The sequence below is a fragment of the Kitasatospora sp. NPDC048540 genome, assembly GCF_040651175.1.
In the GTDB taxonomy this organism is placed as follows: domain Bacteria; phylum Actinomycetota; class Actinomycetes; order Streptomycetales; family Streptomycetaceae; genus Kitasatospora.
In genome coordinates, this window is the sequence record NZ_JBEZIR010000069.1 from 1 (window position 1) to 14,000 (window position 14,000).

General features: G+C 74.2%; 15 protein-coding genes, 1 pseudogene and 1 riboswitch. Of the genes and pseudogenes, 13 read left to right on the forward strand and 3 right to left on the reverse strand.

Annotation, left to right across the window (positions count from 1 at the left end; translation table 11 throughout):
* The 3 genes and pseudogenes from AB0D08_RS24590 to AB0D08_RS24600 all read left to right on the forward strand — a co-directional run.
* Positions 1 to 88: pseudogene (locus AB0D08_RS24590) on the forward strand (transglycosylase family protein); the annotation flags it as partial.
* Between the two features lie 203 nt (positions 89 to 291).
* The gene (locus AB0D08_RS24595; protein ID WP_082526751.1) at positions 292 to 1,071 is read left to right on the forward strand and encodes an SDR family oxidoreductase; all 780 of its coding nucleotides are present in this window, start codon (positions 292 to 294) and stop codon (positions 1,069 to 1,071) included.
* Position 1,072: 1 nt separating this feature from the next.
* On the forward strand, positions 1,073 to 2,143 hold the full coding sequence (locus tag AB0D08_RS24600) for an S-adenosylmethionine:tRNA ribosyltransferase-isomerase (protein WP_033822062.1): 1,071 nt from the start codon (positions 1,073 to 1,075) through the stop codon (positions 2,141 to 2,143).
* A gap of 64 nt (positions 2,144 to 2,207) precedes the next feature.
* Here the strand turns inward: AB0D08_RS24600 and AB0D08_RS24605 are convergent, their stop codons facing one another.
* Both AB0D08_RS24605 and AB0D08_RS24610 read right to left on the reverse strand, forming a co-directional pair.
* On the reverse strand, positions 2,208 to 2,687 hold the full coding sequence (locus AB0D08_RS24605) for a GNAT family N-acetyltransferase (protein ID WP_051813094.1): 480 nt from the start codon (positions 2,685 to 2,687) through the stop codon (positions 2,208 to 2,210).
* A gap of 362 nt (positions 2,688 to 3,049) precedes the next feature.
* Positions 3,050 to 4,330 (reverse strand): glycosyltransferase, encoded by a 1,281-nt coding sequence (locus AB0D08_RS24610; RefSeq protein ID WP_033823383.1) that lies wholly within the window; start codon positions 4,328 to 4,330, stop codon positions 3,050 to 3,052.
* Positions 4,331 to 4,829: 499 nt separating this feature from the next.
* Here AB0D08_RS24610 and AB0D08_RS24615 point away from each other — a divergent pair, with 499 nt between their 5' ends.
* The gene (locus AB0D08_RS24615; RefSeq protein WP_051813699.1) at positions 4,830 to 5,156 is read left to right on the forward strand and encodes a hypothetical protein; all 327 of its coding nucleotides are present in this window, start codon (positions 4,830 to 4,832) and stop codon (positions 5,154 to 5,156) included.
* A gap of 155 nt (positions 5,157 to 5,311) precedes the next feature.
* Here the strand turns inward: AB0D08_RS24615 and AB0D08_RS24620 are convergent, their stop codons facing one another.
* Positions 5,312 to 5,911 carry an MSMEG_1061 family FMN-dependent PPOX-type flavoprotein gene (locus tag AB0D08_RS24620; RefSeq protein WP_359891636.1) on the reverse strand — a complete coding sequence of 200 codons (600 nt, stop codon included), beginning with the start codon at positions 5,909 to 5,911 and terminating at the stop codon, positions 5,312 to 5,314.
* A gap of 251 nt (positions 5,912 to 6,162) precedes the next feature.
* Positions 6,163 to 6,290: riboswitch (FMN riboswitch) on the forward strand.
* Between the two features lie 170 nt (positions 6,291 to 6,460).
* Between AB0D08_RS24620 and AB0D08_RS24625 the strand changes: the two genes are divergently transcribed.
* The 9 genes from AB0D08_RS24625 to AB0D08_RS24665 all read left to right on the forward strand — a co-directional run bounded on the left by AB0D08_RS24625 (position 6,461) and on the right by AB0D08_RS24665 (position 13,967).
* Complete coding sequence (locus AB0D08_RS24625; RefSeq protein ID WP_033823381.1) at positions 6,461 to 7,123, forward strand: riboflavin synthase; 663 nt, start codon at positions 6,461 to 6,463, stop codon at positions 7,121 to 7,123.
* 56 nt (positions 7,124 to 7,179) lie between these two features.
* The gene (locus AB0D08_RS24630) at positions 7,180 to 7,773 is read left to right on the forward strand and encodes a nicotinamide mononucleotide transporter family protein (RefSeq protein WP_082526915.1); all 594 of its coding nucleotides are present in this window, start codon (positions 7,180 to 7,182) and stop codon (positions 7,771 to 7,773) included.
* Complete coding sequence (locus AB0D08_RS24635; RefSeq protein WP_033823379.1) at positions 7,770 to 9,035, forward strand: bifunctional 3,4-dihydroxy-2-butanone-4-phosphate synthase/GTP cyclohydrolase II; 1,266 nt, start codon at positions 7,770 to 7,772, stop codon at positions 9,033 to 9,035. Before AB0D08_RS24630 ends, AB0D08_RS24635 begins: the two co-directional genes overlap by 4 nt.
* Before the next feature lie 56 nt (positions 9,036 to 9,091).
* Positions 9,092 to 9,577: a 6,7-dimethyl-8-ribityllumazine synthase gene (gene ribH / locus AB0D08_RS24640; protein ID WP_033823378.1), complete on the forward strand. Its 486-nt coding sequence runs from the start codon at positions 9,092 to 9,094 to the stop codon at positions 9,575 to 9,577.
* A gap of 122 nt (positions 9,578 to 9,699) precedes the next feature.
* Positions 9,700 to 9,972, forward strand: a complete 273-nt coding sequence (locus AB0D08_RS24645; protein WP_033823377.1) for a phosphoribosyl-ATP diphosphatase — start codon at positions 9,700 to 9,702, stop codon at positions 9,970 to 9,972.
* Positions 9,973 to 10,025: 53 nt separating this feature from the next.
* On the forward strand, positions 10,026 to 10,874 hold the full coding sequence (gene hisG / locus AB0D08_RS24650; protein ID WP_033823376.1) for an ATP phosphoribosyltransferase: 849 nt from the start codon (positions 10,026 to 10,028) through the stop codon (positions 10,872 to 10,874).
* Positions 10,875 to 10,951: 77 nt separating this feature from the next.
* Positions 10,952 to 11,389, forward strand: coding sequence for a PH domain-containing protein (locus AB0D08_RS24655; protein WP_359891603.1), 438 nt, complete (start codon positions 10,952 to 10,954; stop codon positions 11,387 to 11,389).
* A gap of 203 nt (positions 11,390 to 11,592) precedes the next feature.
* Complete coding sequence (locus AB0D08_RS24660; protein ID WP_033823374.1) at positions 11,593 to 12,927, forward strand: hemolysin family protein; 1,335 nt, start codon at positions 11,593 to 11,595, stop codon at positions 12,925 to 12,927.
* Positions 12,924 to 13,967, forward strand: a complete 1,044-nt coding sequence (locus AB0D08_RS24665; RefSeq protein ID WP_033823373.1) for a hemolysin family protein — start codon at positions 12,924 to 12,926, stop codon at positions 13,965 to 13,967. Before AB0D08_RS24660 ends, AB0D08_RS24665 begins: the two co-directional genes overlap by 4 nt.
* Positions 13,968 to 14,000 lie beyond the last annotated feature (33 nt).

Sequence of the window (14,000 nt, forward strand, 5' to 3'; positions counted from 1 at the left end):
CCAGCAGATCAACGTCGCCGAGAAGGTCCTCGCCTCCCAGGGCCCCGGCGCCTGGCCGGTCTGCTCCGTCAAGGCCGGCCTCACCAAGTAAGGCCCCCGCACCACACACCGACGCCCCGCCCACCCGACCAGGGTGCGCGGGGCGCCGGCGCGTCCGGCCCCACCCAGAGCCGGTCCCGGCCTCGGTCCTGGTCCTGCCGTCCTGGTCCGGGCGGCCTACGCCGAAGGGCCCGCCGGGCTCCCGGCCGCCGCCCGATCTGCCGGGGGCGGTCCGGGAGGCAGGCTCGGGGCATGACCGAAACGCAGCGCGAGCCGCACCACCTCCACCACCACGACCCGCAGGGCCGCCGGCCCGGCCGGGCGCCCGTCGCCGTCCTCACCGGCGCCTCCCGCGGCCTCGGCCGCGAACTGGCCCGCGCGCTGGCCGCCGACGGCTGGCACCTGGTGATCACCGCCCGCGACCCCGCCGCCCTCGCCGAGGCCGAGACCGAACTCGCCGCCGTCACCGAGGTGGTGGCCCTGCCCGGCTCCGTCGTCGACGACGATCACCGGGTACGCCTCGCCGAGGCCGCGGCCGCGCTCGGCGGTGCCGACCTCCTGGTCAACAACGCCTCCACGCTCACCGGTTACGACCTGGACGGCGCCCCGCTGCCCACCCTCGCCGAGCACCCCCGGCCCGGCCTGCTGGAGACCTTCGAGGTCAACGTGCTCGGCCCGACCGTCCTCACCCAGTTGCTGCTGCACCAACTGCGCGTCCGGAGCGGCGCCGTCCTCAACATCAGCTCCGACGCGGCCGTCGAGCCGTACCCGGGCTGGGGCGCGTACGGCGCCAGCAAGGCGGCGCTCGACCAGATCTCCGCCGTACTCGCCCGCGAGGAGCCGGAGCTGCGGGTCTGGGCCGTGGACCCCGGCGACCTGCGGACCCGGATGCACCAGGAGGCCTTCCCCGGTGAGGACATCTCCGACCGGCCGCTGCCCGTCACCGTCGTCCCCGCCTTCCGTGCCCTGCTGCGCGACCGTCCCGCCTCCGGCCGCTACAGCGCCGCGGCCCTGCTCGCGGACGGTGAGTGAGATGACGGTGAGTCACGTACCGGACGGCCGGCTCGCCGTCACCGTCCCGCCCGAGCTGTCCGCCCGCGCCCCGGCCGAGGCCCGGGGCCTCACCCGCGACGGCATCCGGATGCTGGTCGGCCGGCGCGACACCCTCACCACCGAACACCGGCACTTCCACGAACTGCCCGAACTGCTGCGCCCGGGCGACCTGCTGGTGGTCAACAACTCGGCCACCCTGCCCGCCGCCCTGCCCGGCCGCCTCCCGGACGGCACGGAGATCGCCCTGCACCTGTCCACCGCCCGGCCCGACCCGCTCGGCCACCACCTGGTCGAGCTGCGCCGTCCCACCGCCGGCGCCGCCGTGTACTACCCGCCGGGCAGCTCACCCGCCCGGGCCGGGCTGCGGATCGACCTGCCGGGCGGCGCGTCGGCGGAACTCACCGCCCCGCACACCCACCGGCTCTGGCACGCCAGGCTGGTCCTGCCGGGCCCGCCGATCGAGTACCTCGGCCGGTACGGCCGGGCGATCCGCTACGGCTACGTCGACCGCGACTGGCCGATCGAGGCCTACCAGACGGTCTTCGCGACCGAGCCGGGCAGCAGCGAAATGCCCAGCGCGGCAAGGCCGTTCACCGCCACCACGGTGGCCCGGCTGGCCGCCCGCGGGGTCCTGGTCGCGCCGGTCACGCTGCACACCGGGGTCGCCTCGCCGGAGGCCCACGAAGCGCCGTACGCCGAACGGTTCCGGGTCCCGCCGAGCACCGCCGGCCTGGTGGAGCACGTCCGCTCCGGCGGCGGGCGGGTGGTCGCGGTCGGCACCACCGTGGTCCGGGCGCTCGAAACGGTGGCGGACCCGGACGGGCGGCTGCACCCGGCCGAGGGCTGGACCGAACTGGTGATCACACCCGAGCGCGGGGTCCGCGCGGTGGACGGCCTGCTCACCGGCTGGCACGAGCCGCAGGCGTCGCACCTGCAGATGCTGGAGGCGGTGGCCGGCCGGCCGCTGCTGGAGCGCTGCTACGCCGAGGCGGTGGCAGGCCGCTACCTCTGGCACGAGTTCGGCGACGTGAATCTGCTGCTGCCGGAATGACAGGGGCTCCCCGCCCCGCGCTGTACCGGGCCACCTACTCGCGGAGGCCCCGGAGGCACCTCGATCACCGGCCGGGGACCTGCCCCACGGGGGTGGGCGGCTCCCCGGCCGGGTCCACCGCGTACCTGAGGACGTTCGAATCGCGCACCTCGAAACCGAGCGTGCGGTACAGCCGGTTGGCCGCCACCCGGGACGGGCGGGAGGTGAGGTCGACCGTCCGGACGCCCAGCTCGGCCGCCCGCCGCAGTGCGTCACGGGTCAGCGCCCGGCCGACCCCGTGGCCCCGCGCGGAGGCGTCCACCACCACGTCCTCGATCCAGGCCCGCAGACCGCTCGGCAGCGGGAACACCACCAGCGTCAGGGTGCCCACGATCCGCCCGTCCAGCCGGGCGGTCAGCACGGTGTTGGCCGGGCAGCCGATCACCTCGGCGACCGACTCGCGGCTCACCGGTGCCGCGGAGGAGGACAGTTGCGGCACGAGCTGCCGCAGCGCGGTGACGAGCTCGTCGGTCGCCTCCGACACTCGGGAGATCTCCGGGGTCATGGCGCCACCCTAGAGCGCGTGCCGCAAGGCCGGCGCGGTCTGCGGAGTCGTGTCGGGCGCGGCCACCGCCCGCCCGGCCGGGGCCGGGGGGCCGCCTGGCGTCGACGACCCGGCGGACGCCCGTAGGGCCGGCCCGGGCACGCCCGCGGCCCGGCCGGTAACCGGTCGCCGATCGCCGTACGCGAGCACCTCTCGGCCGGAGGCCGGGGGAGCCGGGCCCCGGTCCGGACCGCCCGGTGCGCCCAGCCCCGGCCGTCCGGCTCGCCTGCCCGCTGCCCGTTCGGCGTTCCTGTTGCGCCCAGCCCGCCCAGCCGGTCCGTCCCAGCCCGCCCAGCCGGTCCGTCCCGGCCCGTCCGGTGGCGTCACTCGGCCGCTGCCGGGTGCGGTCCGCCGCCACCGTCGGCGACCCGGCGGGCGAACCGCAGGACGTCCGCCGCGCCGTCCTCGGTCGCCAGCCGGCCGGCCAACTGCTGGGCGCGCGCCCGGTACAGGGGGTCGTGCACCGCCCGGTGCAGGGCGTCCGCCAGCCGGCCGGGGGTCAGCCGGGCCAGCGGGACGGGCCCCGGGCTGACCCGGAGGGCCGTCAGCCGGGCCGCCCAGAAGGCCCCGTCGAGCTGTGCGGGTACGGGCACGGCGGGCACGCCCGCACGGAGCCCGGCGCCGGTGGTGCCCGCGCCGGAGTGGTGCACCACCGCCGCCATCCGGGGGAACAGCCAGGAGTGCGGGACCTCGTCCACGGTGAGCACGTCGGGGTGGTCCAACTGGAGCCCGGTCCAGCCGCGTTGGACCACCGCGCGGACCCGGGCCGCGCGCAGCGCGGCGGCGACGGTCCGGCCCAGCCGCTGGGCGTCGGCCACCACCAGACTGCCGAAGCCCACGTACACCGGGGGCGGTCCCGCGGCGAGGAACTCGGTCAGCCGGGCGGGTGGCTGCCAGTCGCCGTCGTCGTACGGCCACCAGTAGCCGCTGATCCGGGCGGAGGCCGTCCAGTCCGCGGGCCGCGGGACCACGGAGGGGGAGAAACCGTGGAAGACCGGCCAGTCCTCGCGGGCCCGCCGGCCCGGGCCGCGCGGGAGGGGCGGCAGCCCGAGGTGGGCGCGCAGGGTGCGGACCGTCGGTGCGTACAGCCGGTCGACGGCCAGGTCGGCCGCCCGGCCCGCCAGCAGGTTGCCCCGCCGCCCGAGCGAGCGGGCGCTGCCGCCCACGACCGGGGGGAACGCGCGGGTCGGCCGCAGCGGTTGGAGGTAAAGGCCCGCGCTGGGCACCCCGTGCGCCTCGGCCGCGACCTGCCCCAGCGGCGCCGTCGGCGCGGACAGCAGCACCAGGTCGGTGCCCTGCCGTATGGCGTCCAGCACGCCCGACGCCAGCTCCGGCATGAACCGCCGGGCCATTCGGATCAGCCGCCCGACCGTTGCCGGGCCGTTGCCCGCCCGCAGCAGCCGCTGGCCGTGCTCGGAGGCGAGTTCGGCCCGGGGGTCGACCGGCAGCGGACGGAACTCCAGCCCTGCCGAACGGACTTGGCCCTCGAAGGCGGTGTGGGTGGCCAGTGCGACGGTGAACCCTGCGGCGGTCAGCCGGCTCCCGAGACCGAGGAACGGGGACACGTCGCCGCGCGAACCGGCGGTCGCGATCAGAATGCGCACGGGAGCGAGTATCCCCGCCCGGCAGCCCGGTGCCGTGCGCCCGCGGGCTGTCTGTCGGTGCCTGCGGCGGTCCGCCGCGGGACCCGTGCTCGGCCGTCCGCCAGCGGAGTTGGCGCCGGTCGGGCGCTCGGGCGGCGGCTTTGAGGCGCCGGCCGGGATTCACCGGTACGGGGGAGCGCGCCGGGCGGGCGGACCGCCCGTCCGGCCGTGCGGGGCATTGGGCCGACCTTGCAACTCCTTGGCCCGTTCATGGGCCTCTCGCCCGGTATTGCCCGAATTGATGCCGAAAGGCATTCGGGGATTTCCCGGCCGACCCACGAGCGTGGATAATCCGTGGTCAACCCGGATGTCCGCATGGCATTCTGGCGCCGCCACGCGATCGGGCCCCCGCCCGGTTCGGCGGGCTGTCTTCCGTGCCGGGCTGCGACGGAGCGGATGTCACCTGGATCCGCTATGGTCGCGGACCGTCGCCCCACCTCACCTCACCTGGGAATTCTTCTTGAACCTCGACTTCTCCGCCGAGCCGCTCTTCTCCTGGTACGTCGTCCTGCTGCTCGTCAGCGGTCTGGCCCTGATCGGCATTGCCGCCGCCGGCCTGGGCCAGAGCGCCGGTATGCGGGCCCTGAACGGCCTCTTCGGCGCCGGTTTCCTCGGTTACGGCGTCTACCTCGGGTTCATTTTCGAGGGCGGCGACTACATCATCTTCTTCAAGGTGTTCATTCTGCCGGTCGTGCTGATCGCCGCCGCCGTCAAGAACTTCACCGAGCGCAGCAACCGGGCGCAGGCCCCGGCCCCGGTGCAGCCGCCGGCCGACGCCGCGAACTGAGACTCCGCGCGTATCACGCGAAATGCCGGGTGGACAGGGAAGCTTCCCTGTACGCCCGGCATTTGGATTTCCACCGGCCATCGCTCCGCCCGCTCACCGCCGCACCCTTGCCCATCCCTCGCCGGGCTCCACCGCCGCCACCGCGTCTGCGGCCGTCACTCGTAGCGGTACAGCAGCGACTCCGCCTCCGACCGGAGGATGTCCGCCAGGGTCAGCGTCGGGTCGCCCAGGTGGGAGAGGGTGACCTCGGCGGAGCTCGGGGCGGCGTCCGGGGCCGGCCAGTGCTCCGGCTTCCAGGCGGAGCTGCGCAGGAGTGCCTTGGGGCAGTGCCCGTAGACCTCCTCGGCCTCGACGACGATCGCGCTGCGCGGCGGCTTGCCGACCGGCGTCAGCCGCTCCAGCAGCCGCGGGTCGGTGGAGACGCAGGCCCGCCCGTTGACCCGCAGGGTGGCCTCGCGGCCGGGGATCACGAAGATCAGGCCGGCCCGGCCGGTCTCCACGATGTTGTGCAGCGAGTCCAGCCGCCGGTTGCCGGTGGCGTCCGGCAGGGCGAGCGTGTACTCGTCCAGTACCGAGACGAATCCGGGCGGGCCGCCGCGCGGTGTCACGTCGCAGCGCCCGTCGGCGCCGGCGCTGGCCAGGAACACCAGGGGCGAGCGGTCGATCACGCTCCGTGCCGCTTCGTGGATCCGGTCGACCTCCTTGCGCCGGACCAGGTCGCTCGGTATCTCGTACAGCTCGCGCAGCCCGGCCACCTCCCGGACGGCGGCGGAGGCGAGGGCGGCGAAGACGGGGCTGCGGGGTGCGGGCGGTGTGTTCACGTACCGGGAACCTAGCCCGTCGCCGACCTGAGGGGGAAGCCATTTCGGGTGCGGCGGCCGGCCGTCGCGGGCCCGCCGTTATTCCCGTGACCGGACGGTGGCGGAGTGAAGCAGGCCACATGCCGGGGGTCTGCTGCCCGCTCGGCGGCCATGGCAGAATGACAGGTGTAGTAGCAGTGACGTTCAGCGCACTCCGGGGTCGGTGAAAATCCGAACCGGCGGTTACAGTCCGCGACCCGTCCGCAGCCAGCGGCCGGTTGACCAGGTGAAATTCCTGGACCGACGGTTAAAGTCCGGATGGGAGGCGTGCGCGGCGGATCAGTTGGACCACGGCTTGCCCCGCGAGCCGTGGCGCAGGTGCGACGGGAGAGCTCCCGTCCGGCGACGGCGCCGGGCGCGGGGTGCCACCGTCCGTACCGGCTGTCCGCGTCATCTCCCATGTGCCGCCCCGGAGTCCGCGCCCCAAGCGCGAGGAGAACCCGGGTGTTCACCGGCATCATCGAAGAGCTCGGCGAGGTCGTCTCCATCGAGGAGATCGGCGACTCCTCGCGTATCCGCCTGCGTGGCCCGGTGGTCTGTTCGGACGCCCGCCACGGCGACTCCATCGCGGTCAACGGCGTCTGCCTGACCGTACTCGACAAGCCCGAGCAACTGGCGGCCCGCACCGGCGAGTTCAGCGCCGACGTGATGGCCGAGACGCTGCACCGCTCCAGCCTCGGCGCGCTGCGGCCCGGCTCCCGGGTCAACCTGGAGCGCGCCATGTCGCTCGGCGCCCGGCTCGGCGGCCACCTGGTCCAGGGCCACGTCGACGCGACCGGCACCCTGCTCTCCCGCGAGAGCGGCGACCTTGACGCCGACGGCACCCCCCGCTGGGAGGTGCTGCGCTTCTCACTGCCCCAGGGCATCACCCGCTACCTGGTCGAGAAGGGCTCGATCACCGTCGACGGCGTCAGCCTGACCGTGGTCGAGGCCGCCCTCGACTCCTTCACCGTCTCGCTCATCCCCGCGACCCTCGAACTGACCACGCTCGGCGCCAAGGCCGTCGGCGACCCGGTCAACCTCGAGGTCGACGTCCTCGCCAAGTACGTCGAGCGGCTGCTCGAGACCCGTACCCTGCCCGCCACCATCGCCGGGGAGCCGAAGTGAACTGGCTCGGCGGCACCGCCTTCACCGCCTTCGGCCAGCACGTGATCTGGTCCGACATGCTGGGCAACCTGCTCGGCTTCGCCGGCCTCGCGCTCGGCTGGCGCCGCTCGGTGTGGAGCTGGCCCGTCCAGCTGCTCTCCGGTGCGGTGCTGATCACCGCGTACCTCGGCGGCGACTCGCCCAACCCCGGCCTGATCGGCAAGCAGGTGATCGTGATCGCCGCGGCCGCCTGGGGCTGGACCCGCTGGCGGCAGGGGCGGCGGAGCGCCGGCGAGATCGCCGTCCGGTTCGCCTCCTGGCGTGAACGGGCCGCGCTCACCGCCGCGCTGGCGCTCGGCACGCTCGCCCTCGCGGGGCTCTACTTCGCCAACCCGTCCTGGTCCTGGAGCCCGTGGGCGGACGCCTACATCTTCGTCGGCACGCTGGCCGCGATGTACGCCCAGGCACGCGGCTGGGTGGAGTTCTGGTTCGCCTGGATCGCGGTCGACGTGGTCGGCGTCCCGCTCGCCTTCAACAGCGGCTACGCCTTCTCCGGCCTCACCTACAGCATCTACTTCGTCCTGGTGCTGCTCGGCCTGCGCTCCTGGTGGCTGCGCAGCCGCGCCCCGCGCCCCGGGCACACCACCATCCCCCAGGGAGTGACGGCATGACCACCGATCAGATCGTCGACGAGCCGGTGCTCGACCCGGTCGAGCGAGCCATCGCCGACATCGCCCTCGGCCGCCCGGTGATCGTGGTGGACGACGAGGACCGCGAGAACGAGGGCGACATCGTCTTCGCCGCCTCGGCCGCCACTCCCGAGCTGATGGCCTTCACCATCCGCTACAGCTCCGGCGTGATCTGCGTCCCGATGACCGGCGACGAGCTGGACCGGCTCGACCTGCCCCCGATGACCCGGGTCAACGAGGACCGCAAGGGCACCGCCTACGCCGTCTCGGTGGACGCCCGCGACGGCGTCTCCACCGGCATCTCGGCCGCCGACCGGGCCCGCACCGTCCGGCTGCTCGCCGCGGCCGCCACCGAGCCGGGCGACCTGACCCGGCCCGGCCACGTCTTCCCGCTGCGCGCCGTCGAGGGCGGGGTGCTGGTGCGCCCCGGCCACACCGAGGCCGCCGTCGACCTGGCCCGGCTGGCCGGTCTGGCCCCGGCCGGCGCCATCGCCGAGGTGGTCAACGACGACGGCACCATGGCCCGGCTGCCCGAGCTGGTGGCCTTCGCCCGCGAGCACGGTCTGGCGATCATCTCGATCGAGGACCTGATCGCCTACCGCCGCCGCACCGAGCTGCACGTGGACCGGGCCGCCGTCACCGCGCTGCCCACCGAGCACGGCGGGTTCACCGCGGTCGCCTACCGCGGCACCATCGACGGCGTCGAGCACCTGGCCCTGGTGGCCGGCGGCCTGGACGCCGACGGACGGCTGCCCGAGGGCGAGGACGTCCTGGTCCGGCTGCACTCGGAGTGCCTGACCGGCGACGTGTTCGGCTCGCTGCGCTGCGACTGCGGGCCGCAGCTGCAGGCCTCGCTGCAGCAGGTCGCCGAGGCCGGCCGCGGCGTGGTGCTCTACCTGCGCGGCCACGAGGGCCGCGGCATCGGCCTGGCCCACAAGCTGCGCGCGTACGAGCTCCAGGAGCAGGGCCGCGACACCGTCGACGCCAACCTGGAGCTGGGGCTGCCCGCCGACGGCCGGGACTACAGCATCGGCGCCCAGATGCTCGCCGACCTCGGCGTGCGCTCGCTGACCCTGCTCACCAACAACCCGGACAAGCACGCCGCGCTCACCGAGCACGGCCTGAAGGTCAAGGGCCGGCTGCCGCTCGCCGTCCGCACCAGCGAGCACAACCTCGGCTACCTGCGCACCAAGCGCGACCGGATGGGCCACCAGCTGCCCTGGCTCGACGACGACGGCGCCTGACCCGTACCCCATCCCGACCACGCCCGACCCCCATCCAGCGAACAGGAAGTAGAGACGTGAGCGGCCACGGAGCCCCCGAGCTGACCCTGAAGAACTGCGCCGACCTGCGGGTCGCGGTGATCGCCGCGCAGTGGCACGACCAGGTCATGAACGGCCTGCTGGACGGCGCCCACCGGGCGCTCAAGGAACTCGGCATCGACGAGCCCACCGTGGTCCGCGTCCCGGGCACCTTCGAACTGCCGGTCGCCGCCAAGCAGCTGGCCGGCCGCGGCTACGACGCCGTGGTCGCCCTCGGCGTGGTGATCCGCGGCGGCACCCCGCACTTCGACTACGTCTGCCAGGCCGCCACCCTCGGCCTCACCGAGGTCGCCGTGCAGACCGGCGTACCGGTCGGCTTCGGCGTGCTGACCTGCGACAACGAGGAGCAGGCGCTGGACCGTGCGGGCCTGCCCGGCTCGGCCGAGGACAAGGGGCACGAGGCCGTGACCGCCGCGCTGGCCACCGTCGCCGCGCTGCGCGCGGTCTCCGAGCCCTGGCACTGAGGTACCCGCCCGCCGGCCCGGACGACCGCGGCCGGCGGGCCCCGCGGGGGTGTCCAGCGGACTGTCCACGTTGCGGAACTGTTTACCGGGCCCTCGCCGGCAGGCCGTAAGGTGAGTCCATCATGGCTTCCAAGACATTCGAGGAGCTCTTCTCCGAGCTCCAGCAGAAGGCCGCCGCCGGCGACCCCTCGTCCTCCCGTACCGCGCAGCTCGTCCAGCAGGGCGTCCATGCGATCGGCAAGAAGGTCGTCGAGGAGGCCGCCGAGGTCTGGATGGCCGCCGAGCACGAGTCCGACGAGCGGACGGCCGAGGAGATCTCCCAGCTCCTGTACCACCTTCAGGTGATGATGGTCGCGCGCGGGCTGACGCTCGACGACGTCTACGCGCACCTCTGATCCGCACCCCAGCTCCGTACCGAACCGCCCCCCAGCGAAGGAACCCGCCTCTCATGCTGCGCATCGCCGTCCCCAACAAGGGTTCGCTCTCGGGTCCCGCGGCGGAGATGCTCCATGAGGCCGGGTACCGGCAGCGCAAGGACCCCAAGGAACTGGTGCTGGTCGACCCGGACAACCAGGTGGAGTTCTTCTTCCTGCGCCCCCGCGACATCGCCGTCTACGTCGGCTCCGGCCGGCTGGACGTCGGCATCACCGGCCGCGACCTGCTGCTGGATTCCGCGTCCGACGCCGAGGAGGTGCTGTCCCTCGGGTTCAGCGGCTCCACCTTCCGGTTCGCCAAGCCGGTCGGCCTGGACGTCACGGACGTGCAGAGCCTGGAGGGCCTGCGGATCGCCACCTCGTACACCGGCCTGGTCGAGCAGCACCTGGCCGAGCAGGGCGTCAAGGCGACCGTGACCAAGCTGGACGGCGCGGTGGAGACCGCGGTGCAGCTCGGCGTCGCGGACGTGATCGCGGACGTGGTGGAGACCGGCACCAGCCTGCGCAACGCGGGCCTGGAGGTGTTCGGCGAGCCGATCCTGGTCTCCGACGCCGTGGTGATCCGCCCCAAGGGCGCGGGCGAGGACGCGGGCGTCGAGCAGTTCATGCGCCGGCTCCAGGGCGTGCTGGTGGCGCGCCGCTACGTGCTGATGGACTACGACATCCGGGTCGAGAAGGTGAGCGAGGCGGTCGCCCTCACCCCCGGTCTGGAGTCGCCGACCGTCTCGCCGCTGCACACCGAGGGCTGGGTGGCGGTCCGTTCGATGGTGCTCCGCAAGGAGGCCCAGCGGATCATGGACGACCTGTGGGGCATCGGCGCCCGGGCGATCCTGGTGACCAACATCCACGCCTGCCGCCTCTGACCTCCTCCGAGCAACCCGACCGACCCGACGCGGGCGGGGGCCTGGCGGCCTCCGCCCGTTCTCCCTGGAGCCCCGACGTGTCCACCGCCGACGCCCTTCCCGTCACCTGGGCCCCCCGCCGCACCCGGGCCGTGCTGGTGCCGATGTCCGTGCTGCTGGTGATCGTCTTCACCGTGATCGCCTTCGCGCTGCCCGCCAACTGGCACCTCAACGACCGGGTGGCGATGGTGGTCAGCGGCCTGCTGTTCGCCGGCGTCGCGCTGATGCTGGCCCGGCCGCGGGTGCGGGCCGACGCCGAGGGCGTGACCGTGGTCAACTTCGTCCGCAGCCGCCGGCTGGCCTGGGCGGAGATCGTCCGGGTCAACTTCCGGGCGGGCGACCCCTGGGTGGTGCTGGACCTGGCCGACGGCACCGCGCTGGCGGCCGTGGGCATCCAGGCCGGCGGCGGCCGGGACCGGGCCATCGCGGCCGCCCGCACCCTGCGCGACCTGGTCGACGGACACCACGCGTCCTGACCGCCCCCGGCGTGCCTCCGAGGCCCACCGACCGGGATCCCTACACTCGTTCGGGTATCGTCTACGCTGGTAAAGCCGGGGCAAAGCACCCGGCCGCCTTCGAGCCCATCCCGACCAGAGGAGTGACACCTCCCCTCGATGGACGATCCGTCCGGTAGTACCAGCGCCGCCTCGCCACGCACGCACGGAAGGCAGGCGGCCCCGTGACCACCGCCTGGCTCATGCTCGCGGCCGCCGTGCTGCTCATCCTCGCCAACGGCCTCTTCGTGGCCGCCGAGTTCGCCTTCGTCACCGTCGAGCGCGGTGAGGTCGAACGGGCCGCCGCCGGCGGCGACCGCCGCGCCAAGGGCCTGCTGAAGGCCCTGCGCAAGCTCTCCTTCCAGCTCTCCGGCGCCCAGCTCGGCATCACCGTCACCTCGCTGGTGGTCGGTATGCTTGCCGCGCCCGCGCTCTCCGACCTGCTCACCCCGGTGCTGACCGCCGTGGGCGTCCCCGCCTCCGCCGCGAGCACCGTCGCCGTCATCACCGGCCTGGTGCTCGCCACCGTGGTCCAGATGGTGATCGGCGAGCTGGTCCCGAAGAACTGGGCGATCGCCCGGCCGGTCCAGGTCGCCTACGCGGTGGTCGGTCCGCAACGGGCCTTCTCCACCGTCTGCCGGCCGCTGATCACCGTCCTGAACGGCGCCGCCGACCGGCTGGTCCGGGCCATCGGCCTGGAGCCCCAGGAGGAGCTCGGCCACGCCCGCACCCCCGCCGAACTGGTCGCGCTGGCCCGGCACTCGGCCCGCGAGGGCGCGATAGACGAGGAGTCCGCCACCCTGTTCGTGCGCACGCTCGGCCTCGGCCAGCTGACCGCGGAGAGCGTGATGACCCCCCGCGTCGCCGTCGCCGCCCTCCAGCAGGACGCCAGCGCCGCCGACGTGATCAACCTGACCAGGGCCACCGGCCTGTCCCGCTTCCCGGTCTACGGCCACAGCCTGGACGAGGTCAGCGGCACGGTCACGCTCAAGGACGCGCTCGCCGTCCCGGCCGAGCACCGCGCCGCCACCCGGGTCGGCCCGCTCGCGGTCACCCCGCTGCTGGTCCCCGAGACGCTGCCCGCCGAGCGCCTGCTCGACCTGCTGCGCCGGCAGCAGCCGATGGCCATCGTGGTCGACGAGTACGGCGGCACCGCCGGCGTGGTCACCATCGAGGACATCGTCGAGGAGGTGGTCGGCGAGGTCCAGGACGAGCACGACCCCGCCGACGTCCCCGAACTGCGCCCGCTGCCCGCCGCCGACGGCCTGCCGGTCTGGGAGGCCGACGGCCGGGCCAGGACCGACCAGCTGGAGGCCATCGGCCTGCACGCCCCGGAGGGCCCTTACGAGACCCTCGGCGGGCTGCTCGCCGACCTGCTCGGCAAGCTCCCCGAGGTCGGCGAGCAGGCCGAGCTGCCCGGCTGGCACTTCACCGTGCTCGCCGTGGAGCGGCACCGCACCAGCCGGGTGGAGATCCGGCGCACCCGAGCCGACCGGTACGACGAGGACCAGACCCGATGACCGTGCTCCTGCTGGCCGCCTCGATCCTGCTGCTGGTCGGCAATGCCTTCTTCGTCGGCGCCGAGTTCGCGGTCATCTCGGTCCGGCGCAGCCAGATCGAACCGCTCGCCGAGGCCGGCGACCGGCGGGCCCGGACCGTGCTGCACGCGCTGTCCAACGTCTCCGCCATGCTGGCTGCCGCCCAACTCGGCATCACCGTCTGCTCACTGCTGCTCGGCGCGCTCGCCGAGCCGACCATCGCCGACCTGGTGGAGGGGCCGTTCCACGCGATCGGCGTGCCGGAGTCGCTGATGCACCCGCTCAGCTACGCGCTGGCACTGGCGCTGGTGGTCTTCCTGCACATGGTGCTCGGCGAGATGGTGCCCAAGAACATCGCGCTGGCCGGCCCGGAGAAGGCCGCGCTGTGGCTCGGCCCGCCGCTCGACCGGCTGGCCCGCTGGATCGCCCCGGTGATCCGCTTCCTGAACGCCTTCGCCAACGCCGTGCTGCGGCTGTTCAAGGTGCAGGGCCGGGACGAGGTGGCGTCGGTCTTCACCACCGAGCAACTGGTCCTGCTGCTCACCGACTCCCGGGACGCGGGCCTGCTGGACCGCAGCCGCCAGGAGCGGCTGGAGGACGCGCTGGAGCTCGGCGACCGGCCGATCACCGAGGTCCTGCTGCCGCCCGAGCAGCTGGTCTCGGTCGGCACCGACGTGACCGCCCGGGAGATCGAGCGGCTCGCGGTACGGACCGGCTTCTCCCGCTTCCCGGTGGTCGGCGCCGACGGCACCGTCCGCGGGTACCTGCACGTCAAGGACAGCCTGGAGGTCGAGGACCCGGACGCGGCGGTGCCCGCCCGGCTGTGGCGTCCGGTCACCGTGCTCCCGGGCAGCATGCGCCTGGACGACGCCCTCGGCGCGATGCGCCGGGACGCCGCCCACCTCGCCGTGGCGGCCGGCCCGGACGGCCGCCAGCTCGGCCTGGTCGCGCTGGAGGACGTCCTGGAGGAGCTGGTCGGCGAGGTCCACGACCCGGACCACCGCCCGGCGGCCCGCGCCTGACACCCCGCCCGGCCCCGTACCGCCCCCGAGCCC